The sequence below is a fragment of the Pontibacter qinzhouensis genome (genome assembly GCF_008017455.1).
In the GTDB taxonomy this organism is placed as follows: domain Bacteria; phylum Bacteroidota; class Bacteroidia; order Cytophagales; family Hymenobacteraceae; genus Pontibacter; species Pontibacter qinzhouensis.
The window spans coordinates 1-15,283 of record NZ_VRTY01000054.1; the positions used below are offsets into that span (position 1 = coordinate 1).

Consider the following 15,283-nt stretch of genomic DNA (forward strand, 5'->3'; position numbering starts at 1 on the left):
CCAAACGGACTTTTTGCTTCTTATGGGTAACATTAAAAGCTTAATCAGTTAATTGCCTGTGTTGCGCCGGGTAAAAGAAGTACCATTTCTCGGTAGAGTCTCTGGCGTAGATGGGTTGCAACGGAGCCTTTACCTGATCGATACTTACAAGATATCCTGCCTTAAAGTGCAGCACGATATGGATAATGATAAACAGGAGAGGAACAAGTAAACTTATTTTTTAATGAAAGGCTGACAAATAATTCAAGCTAAAGCGAAACTAAAAATAAAGCTTGAGAAATGCATAGTGGTCAGCAATAGTATTGATGTGGTATGTAGCCGGTGCCTTTACTTTCACACTTGTGAAGAACTTCCGGAAGAAGCAGGGAATGTCTGTTATTTAGAAACATCCTAAATAATGTTCTTTTTATTTGGACCGATTCTAAATAGGGTTTACATTTGTGCTATTCAATAGTACCTGATACAAGCTAAAGCAGTACGCATGACACATACTTGCCCCGAATTTGCCGAAATACACACTACTGCCGCTGGCGCTGTGTACCAGTGTAACCGTAAAAACAGATTGGTATTACAGTTTGCAGGAGGCGTGTCGGTGTTAAAAGTAGATGCCTTTTTGCGTTTGTCATTAGCTGTAGAAGCCATTGATCTGGATAGCATGGTCGTGAGCACCGATCGGGCTTCGGACCTTGAGATTATATCGGTATGCGGTTGCGACCGTTGCTTTGTGCTTACCCTGCCTGAACTACTTGCCTTTAAAGAACTGCTGGCTGGTGCCAAATTCTCGTTGCAACTAAACAGTATGCTGCACGAGTGCCTGAACCCGCTTTTTGTATAGCCATCACCAACCCTGTTTTCTATTGCAAGTACAGCTTTGGCTGTACTTTTTTTATTTAGACTTCTTCCATATTTGGCCGCTGCTGCACTAAATTACAACCTATTGCCTATATTCATGGTATCAATAAAGGGGAGAAACCAATTTGGAGTTATTCCCCCACGTTTTATGAAATAAATTACCTCAACCTTATGAAGGATTTACTTAGGCTTAGAACATCACTGACCGAAGAAATAGAAAAAGTTCTGAACGATCAGATCAAAATGGAGGCAGAAGCATCTGCCATGTATTTAGCCATGTCGGCCTGGTGCGACCGCAACGGGTTCGATTTTAGCGCCGGGTATTTTAAAAAACAGTCTGATGAAGAGCGTGAGCATATGCTCCGTCTTTTTAAATATGTGTCTGATATGGGTGGCAGAGCTATTTCGCCATCCATTACCAACACTCAATTAGAGTACGATACCTTTAAAGGCGTGTTTGAGCAGGCGCTGCAACAGGAGATCGCTGTTACACAATCGTTTAACCGCATTGCAGATCGTTGCCAGAAATCGAAAGATTACGTTACCTTCTCTTTTATTCAGTGGTTCCTGAAGGAGCAGATTGAAGAAGAGTATGTAGCCCGCCGTGCCCTCGAACTGTTCGATGTGATCGGTGAAGAAGGTACAGGTCTCTATGAAATTGATAAGCGCGTACCGAAAATTTCTTACGAAGACACGTACGAAGATTAATCGGCACCGCCATAAACAAAAAAGCCTGTGGACACGCGCTCCACAGGCTTTTTTGTTTATAATTTGTCTGATGTGAGAATATGGTCCTTAAACGCCTGCCTTGCCTGCGATTCTGTAACATGGTGCAGCCAGGCATTATCGGGTTGCATGCTCATAACAGGGGCAAAGTCGCAACGGTCGGTGCAGTCGGTTTTTACTACTTCCACAGTGTCGGTCAGGCCGAGGTCTTTGATCATAGACCGGAACATTTTAGCTATGTCTTTGCCGCCTCTCTTTTTGCACTTGCTGCCTGTGCACACATAAATTACTTTCTCGGGTATATCAAATCCTTTGCTCATAGGTATAAATTACTCTTTTCGGGCTAGTAAAGTTCAGCCATACAAATATCGGTAATTAAATGGAAGCCAGGCAAAGCCTGTTTCACCGCACAAAATCTCTGTTTTTAGCTACAACTGCTGCAGCCCGGGCATCGTTGCCGAATTTTTCTAATGAAAATGACCTTCCAAAGAGAAAATGATTAAAACTAGTCAAGGGTCAAACAGGCAATCTGATCTTTCTGCCATACTAAAGTACAAACAAGAAAGTTCCGCCAAATAAATCAACTTACTTCTGTGGTCGCTTCTAAATTATTCGAATGAAAACAGCCTCCAGAAGGTTTTGCATCCGAATTTTGCCAAGGGTCTACCCGATATTTTTTTGTTGCATGTACTTAGTTGGAATCGCCTGTCTGGCAGATGTATGAAGCAACCCTTATAAAAACTACAGATTGGCTACATCGCCTGCCGGTGTTATGGCCGCCACATTATCTAGGCCGGCTATAACACCAGAGTAAGCGCCGCTGCCTTGCGAGTTAAGCACTTTAACTGCTACGACTGTGGCTCCGTGTGCCACACCCACTAAGCCAATGCTGTTGTCGTAACTCCTGCACCGATCAGTGCATGTAAAAGGTTACGTGGTTGTAATGTTGGTTTCATACTTGGTTTTTAGGTTTGAGATATTGAAAAATTTAAATTTTAAGAGGAAGCGATTTTTTTAAAATACCAAACATAATCTTTATAAGAAAACACCAGCAACCACCTTTTGAAAAATAATTAATTTGGAGTAAATATAAAAGATTGGAATAATCTAATATTGCGTGCGCTAGTATACGGGGTTTTACCTGTAAACCAGCTGCAGGAGCTATTTACCGGCCTTTGCTACAGTGGGCTGTCGTTTCGCTGCGGATGGGAATAGTTGTTCGTTTTTTGTAGTTTAGAGAATCAAATTAAAAATCTGCCTCATGACCACACCTCTTTCTGCTGTTAAAGCTGCTGTGCTGCTTTTTTTTGTGTGTATAACGAGTGCCTGCAACAGCGGGCAAGACAAAACAGAAGTGCAGACCGAGGCGCAACCTACTCCCGACGAGCAACTGCAGGCAACCACCTCCGATAACGTAGTAGAAGTGCTCACTGCTTACGGAAAAGAAAACCCCGACACCTTAGCTTTAATCAGCACCCGGCACGGCGACATAAAAGTGCGGCTTTACAAAGACACGCCCCTGCACCGCGCCAACTTTGTACGGCTCGTGAAACTAGGCTTCTACGATCAGGGCGAGTTTTACCGCGTGCTCGAAGGTTTTGCCATTCAGGGCGGCGACTCTGATAACCGCACCATGAAACAGGGTGTGTACAAAATTCCGCAGGAGTTTAACCCAGCTTACTACCATAAACGCGGTGCCCTGGCTATGGCCCGCTACGGCGATGAACGTAATCCTGAAAAAGAATCATCGTCGCATAATTTTTACATTGTGCAGGGCAAGCCAAAGGCAAAACACGAGCTACAGGCATTTGAGCAACAGAAAAGCATAGCCTACACCCCGGAACAAACCGGGAAATACCTGACAGAAGGCGGAGCTCCCAGCCTGGACCAGGAATTTACTGTGTTTGGAGAAGTGATAGAAGGCTTTGACGTAATAGATAAAATAGCTGCAGAACCAGTTAACAGCCAGAAGTGGCCTAAAGCAGTTGTACCGCACACCATTAAAATACTGAATTGATATAGCTTGTAACATTACTTGTCAAAATGTTAATTGTGCTGCCATCTGTAATAGGACACAAGAAGCAGAACAGGAAAATCTACGGTTGAATTTCGCTAAGTTATCCCGTCAGCTACATACAGTCAAAAAAAATTGCTGGAGAATCTAAGAAGGCAATTGAAGGAGTCGTTTCTGCATTATCCACTAATGTATGGCACATGCTAACAAGGAGGCTCTTTTACGTAAGGCATCGGTTGGCTTCGTAGCAAGACGCTCGCAGGTCTTAAAGACGCTGCGAGGTCTGGTGCCTGCCTAGGCGCTTATTTGGTGATATGAGCTTCAGCTTCAGCAAAGTAAATTGTTAGTCTGGTAATACACCACTTTTATCCGTGGCATCAGTACGCGTAACATCAATTATTCAAATAAAAATGCCCTCCAGAAGAATTCAGTTCACTTTTGAGTCAAGGGTTGTTAGCCATAAAGTTCTTTTCGCAGAACATAATCATTCATGTAGTAAGGCCCGATCGGGATATCTTCTTCCTGCAGCACATGGTAACCGCACGATTGGTAAAAGATAAGCGCCTGGTTATGGCGGTTAACATTTAAATCTATTATGTGCGCTCCCTTGGCGAGGGCCATGGCTTCGGCGCTGTTCAGCAGCACTCTGCCCAAGCCTCTGCCCTGGCAGCTCGGGAGCAGGTAAATCTTATTCAGTTTATAAACCTGTTTCTCGGCATCCTTCTCCGATATGGAGGCAAAGCCAATGGGCTCGTTCTGCTCTTGTAGCAGCAGAAAAGTTTGCCCCGCCTGCATCTGCTCCAGCAAAGCCTCTTCCGTATAAATCTTGCTGAACATGTACGCTATCTGCTCCTGGCTCAGAATGTGGCGGTAAGTAGGTTCCCAGGTCGCATCGGCTAGTTGTTTTATGGCCGTAATGTCGGCTTCGGTGGCAGTGCGGATGCAGTAAGGTGTTGTCATGGCAAAACAAAGAGAGCTGTGCATGTTAAAGCCTGAAGATACAATAGCAAAAGCTAATTCCGCTTTCGGGTGTGGCTTAATTTTCTATATTTGAAAAAATAACTGATCACACAACATCTGGTGCTTATGAGAGCTATAAACCTGGAAGCCATACACAAACCGTTTGAACTGGTAGAGAAACCGAAACCAGAACCGGCAGCAGGAGAGGTGCTGGTGCAGGTACAGGCAGCCGCCCTGAACCACCGCGATGTCTGGATACAGTATGGCAAGTACTTTACAAAAAACTACCCGGCCGTACTCGGCTCCGACGGTGCCGGTGTGGTAACAGCGTTGGGCGCAGGCGTACCGGCAGAGTGGCTGGGGCAGGAAGTGATTATTGATCCTACCACCGACTGGGGCGATAACCCGCAGGTGCAGGCACCGGAGTTTAAGGTGCTGGGCATGCCACAAGCCGGCACTTTTGCCGATTATGTAGTCGTAAGAGCCACCAACCTGCACCCGAAGCCACAGCACCTGAGCTTCGGGGAAGCAGCTGCTCTGCCACTGGCCGGTGTAACGGCCTACCGTGCCATGTTCAGCAAGTGCAGGCTACAGGCAGGGGAGAAGGTGCTGATATCCGGTGTGGGCGGCGGTGTGGCTCTGTTTGCGCTTCAGTTTGCGGTGGCAGCCGGAGCGGAAGTATGGGTAACATCAGGATCAGAAGAGAAATTAGAACGCGCCAAAACCCTGGGTGCAGCAGGAGGCATTAGTTACCGAAAAGAGAACTGGGGCAAAGAACTGAAGGCCCTGACAGGAGGCTTCGATGTGAGCATAGATGGTGCCGGAGGCGAGGGCTTTGTGCAGCTGGTAAAGTTGGCAAAACCTGGTGGCCGCATCGGTATGTACGGTGGCACCACCGGCCTCATCGGGCAACTAAACCCAGCCGAAATATTCTGGAAGCAACTCACCATTTTGGGCAGCACCATGGGCACCAACCAGGATTTTGCCGACATGATAGCCTTTGTGCACGAAAAGCAAGTGAAACCAGTGGTAGACTGTGTATTTCCCCTGGAAGAGACAGAGCAGGCCATGCGTTACATGGAGGCCGGCAAGCAGTTCGGTAAAATTGTGGTGCAGGTTAGTGGATCTGCCTGATTAAAAATTAGAATTGATGATGGCGCGAGTGTCATCGGTCGGAAAGAATGTTTTACGGCCTCTGGCTGCTTTGAAGCTACCTTGCTAAGACATAAATAACTGCACATCAACCAAACTGCCATGCAACAATTTAACATCCAGCACCCAAATTATTTAAATAAAATCGGCCTTCAGAAGACTTTTTGCAGGCTGAGTGTCAAGGGTGGAGGGTGCATGCGTGAGCAGCAGCAGGCTATTCTTCGAAGTTGTCGTAGTAAGTAAAGTCTTTTGTAATGAAGCCGTTTTCGATGGTGAAGATGGTGCAGATCGGTAGTTCAAAGGTGGAGCCGTCGGGGGTGGTGCCAGTCGAGACAAACTCCACTATTATATGTTTCTCACCAGATGGATACATGGCCACAACCTCGTCTTTCAGGTCAGGAATAGCGTGGGTTAACTCTTCGTATTTAGTTATTAGCTCCTCCCTTGTCTGCTTTACTAGGCCTCTGCCCAATGCAGGATCTTTAAAATCGGCCGTTTCGGAATACATGCTGGCCAGCTGCTGCCAGTTGTGGGCGTTAAAAACCTCGAAATATTGTTTTATCAGCGCTTCGTGGTTTGTTGTTGGCATAGTCTGATCTGTTTGTGTGTTGCACGAGGCCAGTGCCAGGGCAAAAAGTAAGCAGGTTGTTAAGTGTTTCATAGAGGGGGTAACTGCAGGTGCTACAGGTGGTTAAGCTACGTTTACTCCAAGCTACAAAATTTTCAGGAGTAACATGTCAGGTATAATACAGCTTTTTAAATTCTTCTTTCTGCTTTAAGTAAGCGGGGTTGTCTTTGGCTTTAAACCAATAGCTTTTAAACACGGCTGCAGCCTTTGCCTTTTCGCTGGTGAGGGCGTCTGCTTCCTGCGTGCGCACAATATTACCTTTGTTTTTGCTCCCGGAAGAATAGGGGTAGGCAAGGCCCGCGTTTTGTTCTGTTTCACCCGATTCGTATTTTTTGCCGCTTTTATGGTTGGCATACCTCCTTGCCCGTGTAAAACCCATCTGCAGAAATTTCCGGGCCATATCAGCGCCTACAAAATCGGTTGCTTGCAGGTACTCCTCAAAGAGAGCGTAAATTTTCTCCGCCGATTCCTGGGCAATGGCTTCTGTTTTAAACCGCCAGTAAGGTAAAATTTCGGCTTTATAAGGCTGCACCAGCAGAACCCCCTGCTCGCCTACGCCTACTCTGTACAGTTCCGGCTGCTTTCTGAAGTCTACCTTCTCAAAATCTAAAGAATAGTTAAATGCGTTTTTCGACATGCTAAATAAAAGGACACAAGTATCAAGACATAGGATAAAAAATGATTTTGGTGGTATAAAGTTGATTTTCAGGTTGTTGTGTTTGTTCTGTTTAAACTGCGTAGGTTAAGGTAATTTTGTATTCAAGCTACTTGTATTAGGGTCGGGGCAGTGTGGCTGCAGTCGGAGTATACGCAGTTTTTGTGACCAAAGAAGTTGTAAAAAGGAATTAATTCCAGATTTCGTTTAGCTCGGTCAGAACAAGTGGTTGGCCATCGGTTACCATAATAGTATGCTCGTGCTGTGCCACAAAACCACCTTTGTTGCCTACAAGCGTCCAGCCGTCTTGCAGGGTGTTGGCAATAGTCGAATTGGTAGCTATAAAGGTTTCTATGGCTACAACAGAATTTTTCCTGAACCGCTCCAGATTATGGCGGTCTCTGAAGTTGGCGATTTCGTGTGGGGCTTCATGCAGTTTCCGGCCAATGCCATGCCCCGTTAAATTTTTTATAACTTTATAGCCTGCCTTTTTTGCCTCTGTCTCTATTAAATACCCTACATCTGAAATGCGCACGCCACCCTTTATGGCAGCAATTGCGCTCCGGAGTATTTGCTTCGAAGTTGCGACAAGTCGTTGTTTTTCGTCTGTTCCTGCACCGATTACAAACGAGCCGCCATTATCGGCCCAATAACCATTTAGTTCTGCCGATACATCTATGTTAAGCAGGTCACCTTCTTTCAGTACCTTTTTAGCTGATGGAATGCCATGCGCTATTTCATTATTTAAACTGATACAGGTCCAGCCAGGGAACCCGTAAGTAAGAGCAGGTGCAGAATTTGCTCCAAAACTTTTCAAAAGCTTTCCGCCAAAATCATCCAGCTCTTTTGTCGTTATTCCTGGTTTGGCAAAGGCCCGCATCTCTTTTAAAGTTAAAGCAACTGCTTCACTTGCCATTCTCATTCCGTGTAACTCTGCTTCAGTGCTGATAGACATGGTTTCTTCTCTTTTTTAATTGGACTAACAATAAGTATATACAGCTTTTTCCCCTCTTCCTTACTTTCTGATATTGCTGCTTTATGATAACTATTCAGGTGAATAATAATTAAAATCGTAATTATTTGCTAATTGTTTTTACAGCTCGTTAATATTAAAGCTATGGTCACACATTAAGTTTTTGTAACTTTACTGCGGAAAAAATTATAATACAACATGGTTACGCAAGAAGAATTTGACAGCGCTGTAGCAAAATCTAAAACGCTGGCAGAGCGTCCGTCTAACGAAGTGCTGCTGCAATTATACGGTTTATACAAGCAAGCTACCGACGGGGATGTAAACATAGAACGACCTGGCGGCTTCGATTTTAAAAGTATCGCCAAATGGGAAGCCTGGTCAAAACTGAAGGGTACGCCTCAGGAAGTTGCTCGTGGCGAATATGTTCGCATAGTAGAACACCTGGCCTCTAAGTAAAAATCTCCAACCTAAATATAGTCTGCAACTTCCCTTTCCGAAATTAGATCTGTTATAGCATTTGAAAAACAGATGTTTAAGCTGTTTTCTTCTGTTGAAAACTGAAAATTAAATTTCGAGTTCAGGAAACTTTTGTTGCAGTCTATTTGGCTACAGCGAAAATAGGCTGGCACCAACGTGCCGGCCTATTTTTTTTGCTTCCAGGCGTAGCCGCAGGCACTGCATTTGTATTTTCTTTTAAAGAAGGGCGGCGGAAACCCCAGGAGCAGGTACACAAACGAGAATACCGTTTTAGAATAGTTCTCTTCCTGCACATGCTCCGAGTCGCAGATGGGGCAGCAGGTTTGCGGTTCGTGCTCCTGCATAAACGGCGCCAGTTCAATGTCATCGTCGGGGTCGAGGTGTCCTCTGCCAGACTGCACCAGCTCTACCAGGTGGCGGGCCTCTGCCTCATGCTGCTCTGCAACCTGCAACTTTACACCGCCCACCGCTACCGAATAAAACGGGTGCGCCCCCACAATGTGCTCATCGCCGAGGTAACACGGAATTCCCTCCGACTCCAAACGCCCTTTCAGGATGTGTGCTTCGGTGGGTTGGTTAAAAGTAGCAATAGTTACAAGACGTAGTGCCATAGAAAGTTGCCGGGACCTTGCCCTGTTAGTTTTGTTTTTTCGGAGGTAAGTTAAAGGCTACCGCATCGTGCTCGAAATGGCCTTTATGTGAGCCGTCGCAAAAAGGTTTGTTGCTGGATAAGCCGCAACGGCAAATCGATACAAGCTCGCGACCTCCCAGGTCGTATACGTTTCCGTTTTTGTCTACAATCTCGAAATCTCCTTCTACACGCAACGATCCGTTGTTGTTAACGGTAATTTTTGTTTTTGCCATCTGTTAATTTTGTCTGTTGTAACCGGCACTGGCCGGTATTGGGTTAAGGGTTAAAATGAATGTATAAACAAATATACTCATTTAAGCCGGTAGTGTTCGGGCTGCCGTGAGTGCTGCGTCAAATTAAAAAACAGAAATAAGAATAACGTTAACATAAATGCGTGCATGTCTCTTTATCTATCGCCTTTGGTGGGTTATAAAAATGGTGCAAGCCGGAGAAACAGAGTACCGCTCAAAGACCAGTTTTTCAGAAGCATCTTAAGGGTTGGCCTACTGCTAATTGTCAATTATGCGAATAAAAAGTGCCTCCAGAAGCCATTTCATCAAAAAAGTGTCAAGGGTAATCCTGCTCTTTTAGGGACTTCGTCTAAACGAAAAAACGTGGCCCCGCCTGAGCAGAGCCACGTAGTATAAGTAGCTGGCTAAAAATAATGTTAGCTGCCGTACCTGAAGGTCAGGGTTTCTGATTTGCCTTTGGCGCCTTTGGTTGTCATGGTGCTCACCTTGCCCTGGTCGTCGTATTTAAAGGCATAGTTGGTGGTATATGTTTTGTTGGTGCTGTGCACCAGCGTGGCATAGCTTATCAGGTTGTTGGGGCTGCTGATGGTGCCTGGCTCTGCAAATTCGTGGAAGGGGTTCTCATGCGAATCGTAGGAGTAAGTAGTGGTAGAATACAATTTAGGCGTTCCGGTGGCATCTATCACAAATTGCTTCTCCTGGCTGTAGTTGCCATTTGGCAGCACTTCGTACTCATAATAAGATTTTAACCTGGAGGAGGTGCTGTCTTTGTCGGTGCCTTCGTAAACCGATTTCGATTTAAGCTTGTGGTCGGAGTACGAGAACTTAGCAAAAGAAGTGTACTCGAGTGTGCCGCTGGTGTAGTAGGCGGTGTTACTTTGCTCCAGGTCGCCTTTCTGATCGTAAATAAACTGCTGCTCTGTTAGCAACGTGTTCGAGTTTCCGAGAAAGGTGCTCACTTTTACTACTTTACCTTTGTTGTCGCGGGCATACTGCTCGTAGGTCTCAAGCTCGCCGGAGGTCGGGTTGTAGTGGTTAATTTTACTTATCTGGCTGCCTGCAAAGTTATAAGACCTTACTTCGGCAGAGTCGGCCAGCACATGAGAAATTTTTCCCTGTTCGAAAGCAGGCGCAACTGATTCACGCTCGTTTTTTTCGCACGAGGAAAGCGCAGCAGCTCCAAATAGCAGGATAGCTGGCAAAATACTGTTCTTCAATTTCATTTGGCTAAAAGTTGAAAGTTGAAATAGTGAAATAAATTAAATTGACCAATACGTATTATTGGCTGTTGTTAGGAAGAACGCTAACTTATTTAAAATAATTGCACTAAGAGGCAAAAAAGTCTTTTTAAACCAACAGTTGTTTAAACAATTATTTTTGAAAGTTATATTTAAAAAGCTATAAATGAGCAATTTGCAAATTGTTTTTATTGCTCGTAAAGCAATTGAAAAAGTTTTAAAAAAATCTATTATAGGATTTTTTAAATGTAGTAGAATTGGCTTCAGTTAATTTAGAGTTGCATTTTTAGCAATAGCCAGCAGTTCATCGCCTGCATCTATATCGTGGCGCAACTGCTCTTTAAAATTGATGCTGACACGCAGTGCTTTCAGCCCTTGCACCCCCTGCATCTCTTCCAGATCCAGGTGCTCCACGTTTTTGGTTATGTACCCTTCGTACTGCAGAAAATCGATGTAGCGCATATACTCGTCTGCCTCCCGCTGCAGAGTATACACAATGGCAATGGTACCGGGCTGTGTCAGCCGTTCTTCAGAGCCCAGTATCGTGGCTTTGTCGATGCGTTTTTTCAAGACTTCGTAACGTATGTTATCGGCGCCATCCACATCAAACTTTTTCTCGTCGAGCCTGAACCTGATCGAGATAGGGGAGCTGGGCACCAGAATAAGCTGTGTAATTTCGAGAGGCAGCTTCAGGTTGGCGCGCAGGTTCTGCACACGCCGTGCAATTTCGCAGGAGAGCATCAGCTGCCACAGCCGCATGTTTTTGAGGTAAATAGGCTCAAAGGTGCCTGTGTTCAGCAGCGAAGCGCCAATGTACATGTTGTACTCCAGGCCATCGGTCTTGTTTTTCTCGAAGTAATGCGGAAAAATTTCCTGTGCCTTTTCCTCTTCTCTTTCCAGAAAAGAAGCAATGGTTTCGTTTATCAGGTAAAGACTTTCTTCGTAGGCTTTGCGCTTGTTGTAGACCGCCCGCGAAGGGTTATTTATGGCTTTGCGGTAGGCATTTACGGGCTCGAAGGTGGTGGCAGGGTTCCGTTTCAGGAAATGCTCGAACAGTGGCTCTATCTCGTTGCGCAAAAAGTCCAGAATCACACCCTCGTCTCCGGTTGCCAGCTCGTGCATTATGCTCTGCGAGTACTTATCTATTTTAAAAATGAGTTCATCCAGGATAGAAAGCTGCAGGTTGTCTTTTGCTGCCAGCACCACGTCTTTGGCCAGAATGAGCTGCTCCAGCAAATCGCCCTGTATGGCTTTGTTCCTTTCTGTAGCCGAACTCCTTACATCAGACACGCCATAAAGCGGGAAAATGTCTTTAAACACAATCGGCTCTATTTCGGAAGTGGCGTTTCTTTCTCTTTTCTCGAGCAGGTTAATAGCCGCCTTGGTAAAGCGCCATTCCACAATAGGGTGTATGGCCGTGTATTTTTCTTTAATGATGTTCTGGATACTGCTGCGCAACTCATCGAGGCCACGGTTCATGGCCAGCGCAAACAGGGGCAGAATCTCTTTTAAGCGGATGGTGGTAAGGGCATTGAGCTCTCCCGGAATAGGAGAGGCCAGTTCCAGCATGCCAATTATATGGCCGTCGTAGTGCAGCGGTGCTATAATCAGGTTGCGTATTTTGGCATCCAGCAGCTTTTGCTCTATGTTAGTCGGGTGCTGGAACATGGCCAGGTCCTCTACCACCACGGTGTGGCCCTGGCGAATAACAGGTTCATAAATAGAATTATTGATGTCGGCCAGCTTCATGTCGCACATTTTGGTAAGCACCAGGCCGCTCCAGAGCTTCCGCGAGTAATTTGTGTCGAAATCGGCCAGCGAGGGGCAGGTAACCAGGCCCAGCTGCAGGTCGGGCAGGCTAAAGAGCACCCTCAGTTTTTGCTGCAGGCTCTCAAAGCTTTCAGGAGAGTTAACCGAGCCTTTCTCGAGCAGGTCGTAGCGGAGCGATGAAATAGTTTCCTCGTTCGTTACGTCGGTAAAATCGTAAATGGCGAAACCGGTAAACTCAAAGCGCTCAGGAGGCAGTTTCTCCATCCAGAGGTCCAGGTTATTATAGCGGTTTATCAGAAAGTTTATTTCGCCGTCTGTCAGCTTTTTTAGCTCACCCAAAGGTTTCACTTCCATAAACTTCAGGTCGATGCTCAGCTTGTAGTGCCGCTCCAGGCGTTTGAACTTATCTTTAATGGTAAAAATAAAAGGCTCCTCCACCACAAAATTGGCATTATAGAATTTCTCCAGAATGAGGGTGTAAGCCGATATGGTTTGCCTGAAAAGCAGTGTTTTTAGGTCTAAGTTTAGTTTTTCGGTATAATTGCCTCCGCCGAGCAGCTTCAGTTCCTCGAGTTTAGGAGTGGCATAAAAACTCTCGAACTGAAAAGGAACCACCACCGCCTTCAGGTCATTTTCCCAGAGCGCACTCGGAAAAATATCTTCCATCAGAATATCGATGGTGTTAATATGTTTGTCAATAATAGAGACATCCTCTATCGGCTCCAGCAGTTCGGGCGTTTGGCGCAGCAGGGTGGCAAGCTCAATAATACGGGCCACGTTGCAGTTCGGGTCTGTGTCGGCCTTGGTCTCCCAGTAGGAGATAAGCGTAAACAGGCTGAGTGTGGTCTTGAACGGGAACTTGTCCACGCTCAACAGCACCTCATCGTTATTCGTGATCGAAACCACAGTTTCCTGCAGACTGCCTCTTTTATCTCTCATGCACAAATGTTGAAGGTATTATAATAATAAAGGTATGGAAGGAGGAATAGGAGGCAACCTGATGGCCGAAGTACTTATGAACCTTTATAAAGCCGCAACAGCTATTCATTGTTTCCTAAAGCATTCGTCCGCTTCTTTAATGGAGCTTTACCTTGTTTAGCTGCCTTTTTATAGCCTCGTCTTTGGTGCTTTAAACGTTACTCAGCGTAAAAAGTATCAAATAATTTGCAGATAACACGTTATAATAATGTTACGGACAGCAGCCGCTGCGGCTGTTGGGTTTAACCCATATAAGAGCCGATCTATGTATTCTGGCATAATATTTATTGATTAGACAACTGTAGTGATAACTATAAGAGTTTAAAACTTATTCTAACATGAACATAAAACTAAAGCTGATGCTGGTGCTACTGCTGGCCGTTTCGGGGCTGCAGGTGCAGGCGCAGACAAAATCGCAGATAGAGCGCGACCTGGAAGATTTAAGAGGCTGGCTATCGAAAAAAGCCAACCAGGCTGACAGCCTGACACGCGCAGAATGGCCGGCTATAAAACAGGAGTTTTTTACAAGAACCGAGAAGCTGGATAAAAATGCCGGTAAACTCTCTGACAACACAAAGCAGGAGTACGGGGAGCTGAAGAACCAGTACCGCGAGCTGGAGCAACAGAACGAGGAGGCCTACGGGCAACCGCTAAACCGCGAAGAGGCCGCCCGTTGGGAACGCGAACTAACAGGCACCAACAACATTAAAGCCATTAAAATGGTAGACCTCCGCGACCGGTACATTTATTTTATGGAGCAGGTGAGGGCCCGCCGCACCCGCTGGAGCCTCCGCGACTGGGACTATGCCGAGCATGTGTACCTGCAGCTCTCCGACCGCAAAGAACTGGTGCTGGATGCCTTGCCCAACGGCGACAAAATGAAAATTGCCGCCCTGCAGGTAGAGTTCAATACCTTGCGCAAAAGCCGCGATGTAAAAGACCGTTTTGAGAACAGGAAAAATTAAGGCGAAACAATAAGGCCAATCAATTATTTGAATAAAAACAGCCTTCCGAAGCAAATTTTGCCTAAAATTGCTAAGGGTTAACCTCTACCTGCTGCTGCAATAGACCTAACGAACAAGCCTCTGCTACAGATCCTGGCAGGGCTTGTTCGTTTTTTTATAGGCATACGGCAGCCAGCTTTCCCGCTACACAAAAATTTCCGGCTGCAGTCTCTGTGGCAGGTCAGTTCTGCCAAAAATACTTTACTTTTGCAGCCCCTTATATACAAAAAATTACAATATGCACATCGCGATCGTTGGCAACATAGGTGCCGGCAAAACCACGCTGGCAACAAAACTGGCGCATCATTTTAAATGGGATCTGTACCTGGAGGCTGTAGACAATAACCCCTACCTGAAAGATTTTTACGATGACATGGAGCGCTGGGCCTTTCACCTGCAGGTGTTTTTCCTGAACAGCCGCTTTAACCAGGTGCAGCAGATTCAGGCCAAGCCGGGGCACGTGATCCAGGACCGCACCATTTATGAAGATGCTTTCATTTTTGCCAAAAACCTGCACCAGTCTGGCCTCATGAGCACCCGCGATTTCGATAACTATTTTGCGCTGTTTCAGTCGATGATCAGTATGGTGAAGCCGCCCGACCTGATGATTTACCTGAAGGCCGACCTGCCCAAACTGATCGGCCAGATAGAGAAGCGCAACCGCGAGTACGAAAACAACATTCGCCTGGACTACCTGCGCAACCTGAACGAGCACTATAACAGCTGGATGAGCACCTATAATCAGGGCAAACTGCTGGTGGTAGACGTGAACAACATGGATTTTGTAGCAAGCCACGACGACCTGGGACTGATTATAGAGCGGATACAAAGCGAGTTGTTTGGCCTGTTTTAACTGCAGAGCTTTGCAGGAGCCGCTGTTTGCTACTTTTAGCAGGCAGCGGCTTTTTTATGCCTGCTACCAGATTTCCCCCTGCCATTACCCTTGGCTAAAAAACTCTGAATTTCTATTGAAA

17 protein-coding genes and 1 pseudogene are annotated in these 15,283 nt (G+C 45.9%); 7 read left to right on the forward strand and 11 right to left on the reverse strand.

Annotated elements, in window-relative coordinates:
• Positions 1-40 precede the first annotated feature (40 nt).
• Positions 41-175 (reverse strand): hypothetical protein, encoded by a 135-nt coding sequence (locus FVR03_RS24970; RefSeq protein WP_255474224.1) that lies wholly within the window; start codon positions 173-175, stop codon positions 41-43.
• Between the two features lie 306 nt (positions 176-481).
• Here FVR03_RS24970 and FVR03_RS14325 point away from each other — a divergent pair, with 306 nt between their 5' ends.
• Positions 482-835, forward strand: a complete 354-nt coding sequence (locus tag FVR03_RS14325; RefSeq protein ID WP_147922448.1) for a hypothetical protein — start codon at positions 482-484, stop codon at positions 833-835.
• A gap of 188 nt (positions 836-1,023) precedes the next feature.
• Positions 1,024-1,560: a ferritin gene (locus FVR03_RS14330; RefSeq protein ID WP_147922449.1), complete on the forward strand. Its 537-nt coding sequence runs from the start codon at positions 1,024-1,026 to the stop codon at positions 1,558-1,560.
• A gap of 56 nt (positions 1,561-1,616) precedes the next feature.
• Here FVR03_RS14330 and FVR03_RS14335 read toward each other — a convergent pair whose 3' ends face one another.
• Both FVR03_RS14335 and FVR03_RS24440 read right to left on the reverse strand, forming a co-directional pair.
• Positions 1,617-1,898 (reverse strand): (2Fe-2S) ferredoxin domain-containing protein, encoded by a 282-nt coding sequence (locus FVR03_RS14335; RefSeq protein ID WP_147922450.1) that lies wholly within the window; start codon positions 1,896-1,898, stop codon positions 1,617-1,619.
• Between the two features lie 424 nt (positions 1,899-2,322).
• Positions 2,323-2,475, reverse strand: a pseudogene (locus FVR03_RS24440) (S8 family peptidase); the annotation flags it as partial.
• Between the two features lie 364 nt (positions 2,476-2,839).
• Here FVR03_RS24440 and FVR03_RS14340 point away from each other — a divergent pair.
• Positions 2,840-3,595 carry a peptidylprolyl isomerase gene (locus tag FVR03_RS14340; protein WP_147922451.1) on the forward strand — a complete coding sequence of 252 codons (756 nt, stop codon included), beginning with the start codon at positions 2,840-2,842 and terminating at the stop codon, positions 3,593-3,595.
• A gap of 450 nt (positions 3,596-4,045) precedes the next feature.
• Here the strand turns inward: FVR03_RS14340 and FVR03_RS14345 are convergent, their stop codons facing one another.
• Entirely contained in the window at positions 4,046-4,552 is a 507-nt protein-coding gene (locus FVR03_RS14345; protein ID WP_147922452.1) for a GNAT family N-acetyltransferase, read from the reverse strand.
• Positions 4,553-4,678: 126 nt separating this feature from the next.
• On the opposite strand from FVR03_RS14345, the gene FVR03_RS14350 reads away from it, so the two are divergent.
• Positions 4,679-5,686, forward strand: a complete 1,008-nt coding sequence (locus tag FVR03_RS14350; RefSeq protein ID WP_147922453.1) for a zinc-binding dehydrogenase — start codon at positions 4,679-4,681, stop codon at positions 5,684-5,686.
• 232 nt (positions 5,687-5,918) lie between these two features.
• Here the strand turns inward: FVR03_RS14350 and FVR03_RS14355 are convergent, their stop codons facing one another.
• The 3 genes from FVR03_RS14355 to map form a co-directional block, all read right to left on the reverse strand.
• Positions 5,919-6,365, reverse strand: a complete 447-nt coding sequence (locus tag FVR03_RS14355) for a nuclear transport factor 2 family protein (RefSeq protein WP_187270171.1) — start codon at positions 6,363-6,365, stop codon at positions 5,919-5,921.
• A 76-nt stretch (positions 6,366-6,441) separates the two neighbouring features.
• Positions 6,442-6,969: a DUF4385 domain-containing protein gene (locus tag FVR03_RS14360; RefSeq protein ID WP_147922454.1), complete on the reverse strand. Its 528-nt coding sequence runs from the start codon at positions 6,967-6,969 to the stop codon at positions 6,442-6,444.
• 208 nt (positions 6,970-7,177) lie between these two features.
• Positions 7,178-7,942: a type I methionyl aminopeptidase gene (map, locus tag FVR03_RS14365; RefSeq protein ID WP_147922455.1), complete on the reverse strand. Its 765-nt coding sequence runs from the start codon at positions 7,940-7,942 to the stop codon at positions 7,178-7,180.
• A 216-nt stretch (positions 7,943-8,158) separates the two neighbouring features.
• On the opposite strand from map, the gene FVR03_RS14370 reads away from it, so the two are divergent.
• Positions 8,159-8,416: an acyl-CoA-binding protein gene (locus FVR03_RS14370; protein WP_147922456.1), complete on the forward strand. Its 258-nt coding sequence runs from the start codon at positions 8,159-8,161 to the stop codon at positions 8,414-8,416.
• Between the two features lie 185 nt (positions 8,417-8,601).
• On the opposite strand, the gene FVR03_RS14375 is transcribed toward FVR03_RS14370, so the two are convergent.
• The 4 genes from FVR03_RS14375 to FVR03_RS14390 form a co-directional block, all read right to left on the reverse strand.
• Positions 8,602-9,048: a putative signal transducing protein gene (locus FVR03_RS14375; protein ID WP_147922457.1), complete on the reverse strand. Its 447-nt coding sequence runs from the start codon at positions 9,046-9,048 to the stop codon at positions 8,602-8,604.
• Between the two features lie 25 nt (positions 9,049-9,073).
• Positions 9,074-9,301: a CDGSH iron-sulfur domain-containing protein gene (locus tag FVR03_RS14380; protein WP_147922458.1), complete on the reverse strand. Its 228-nt coding sequence runs from the start codon at positions 9,299-9,301 to the stop codon at positions 9,074-9,076.
• 434 nt (positions 9,302-9,735) lie between these two features.
• On the reverse strand, positions 9,736-10,542 hold the full coding sequence (locus tag FVR03_RS14385) for a hypothetical protein (protein ID WP_147922459.1): 807 nt from the start codon (positions 10,540-10,542) through the stop codon (positions 9,736-9,738).
• Positions 10,543-10,824: 282 nt separating this feature from the next.
• A complete protein-coding gene (locus FVR03_RS14390) occupies positions 10,825-13,266 on the reverse strand; it encodes a GAF domain-containing protein (protein WP_147922460.1) in 2,442 nt (813 codons plus the stop codon).
• Between the two features lie 377 nt (positions 13,267-13,643).
• Here FVR03_RS14390 and FVR03_RS14395 point away from each other — a divergent pair, with 377 nt between their 5' ends.
• Both FVR03_RS14395 and FVR03_RS14400 read left to right on the forward strand, forming a co-directional pair.
• Positions 13,644-14,270, forward strand: coding sequence for a hypothetical protein (locus FVR03_RS14395; RefSeq protein WP_147922461.1), 627 nt, complete (start codon positions 13,644-13,646; stop codon positions 14,268-14,270).
• Positions 14,271-14,547: 277 nt separating this feature from the next.
• Entirely contained in the window at positions 14,548-15,162 is a 615-nt protein-coding gene (locus FVR03_RS14400) for a deoxynucleoside kinase (RefSeq protein ID WP_147922462.1), read from the forward strand.
• The last annotated feature ends 121 nt before the right edge of the window (positions 15,163-15,283 follow it).

What these genes read in the sequence shown, in the direction of transcription:
- FVR03_RS14325 (WP_147922448.1), top strand. Translation starts at nt 482, where the DNA reads ATGACACATACTTGCCCCGAATTTGCCGAAATACACACTACTGCCGCT.
- FVR03_RS14330 (WP_147922449.1), top strand. Translation starts at nt 1,024, where the DNA reads ATGAAGGATTTACTTAGGCTTAGAACATCACTGACCGAAGAAATAGAA.
- FVR03_RS14335 (WP_147922450.1), bottom strand. Translation starts at nt 1,898, where the DNA reads ATGAGCAAAGGATTTGATATACCCGAGAAAGTAATTTATGTGTGCACA.
- FVR03_RS14340 (WP_147922451.1), top strand. Translation starts at nt 2,840, where the DNA reads ATGACCACACCTCTTTCTGCTGTTAAAGCTGCTGTGCTGCTTTTTTTT.
- FVR03_RS14345 (WP_147922452.1), bottom strand. Translation starts at nt 4,552, where the DNA reads ATGACAACACCTTACTGCATCCGCACTGCCACCGAAGCCGACATTACG.
- FVR03_RS14350 (WP_147922453.1), top strand. Translation starts at nt 4,679, where the DNA reads ATGAGAGCTATAAACCTGGAAGCCATACACAAACCGTTTGAACTGGTA.
- FVR03_RS14355 (WP_187270171.1), bottom strand. Translation starts at nt 6,365, where the DNA reads ATGAAACACTTAACAACCTGCTTACTTTTTGCCCTGGCACTGGCCTCG.
- FVR03_RS14360 (WP_147922454.1), bottom strand. Translation starts at nt 6,969, where the DNA reads ATGTCGAAAAACGCATTTAACTATTCTTTAGATTTTGAGAAGGTAGAC.
- map (WP_147922455.1), bottom strand. Translation starts at nt 7,942, where the DNA reads ATGTCTATCAGCACTGAAGCAGAGTTACACGGAATGAGAATGGCAAGT.
- FVR03_RS14370 (WP_147922456.1), top strand. Translation starts at nt 8,159, where the DNA reads ATGGTTACGCAAGAAGAATTTGACAGCGCTGTAGCAAAATCTAAAACG.
- FVR03_RS14375 (WP_147922457.1), bottom strand. Translation starts at nt 9,048, where the DNA reads ATGGCACTACGTCTTGTAACTATTGCTACTTTTAACCAACCCACCGAA.
- FVR03_RS14380 (WP_147922458.1), bottom strand. Translation starts at nt 9,301, where the DNA reads ATGGCAAAAACAAAAATTACCGTTAACAACAACGGATCGTTGCGTGTA.
- FVR03_RS14385 (WP_147922459.1), bottom strand. Translation starts at nt 10,542, where the DNA reads ATGAAATTGAAGAACAGTATTTTGCCAGCTATCCTGCTATTTGGAGCT.
- FVR03_RS14390 (WP_147922460.1), bottom strand. Translation starts at nt 13,266, where the DNA reads ATGAGAGATAAAAGAGGCAGTCTGCAGGAAACTGTGGTTTCGATCACG.
- FVR03_RS14395 (WP_147922461.1), top strand. Translation starts at nt 13,644, where the DNA reads ATGAACATAAAACTAAAGCTGATGCTGGTGCTACTGCTGGCCGTTTCG.
- FVR03_RS14400 (WP_147922462.1), top strand. Translation starts at nt 14,548, where the DNA reads ATGCACATCGCGATCGTTGGCAACATAGGTGCCGGCAAAACCACGCTG.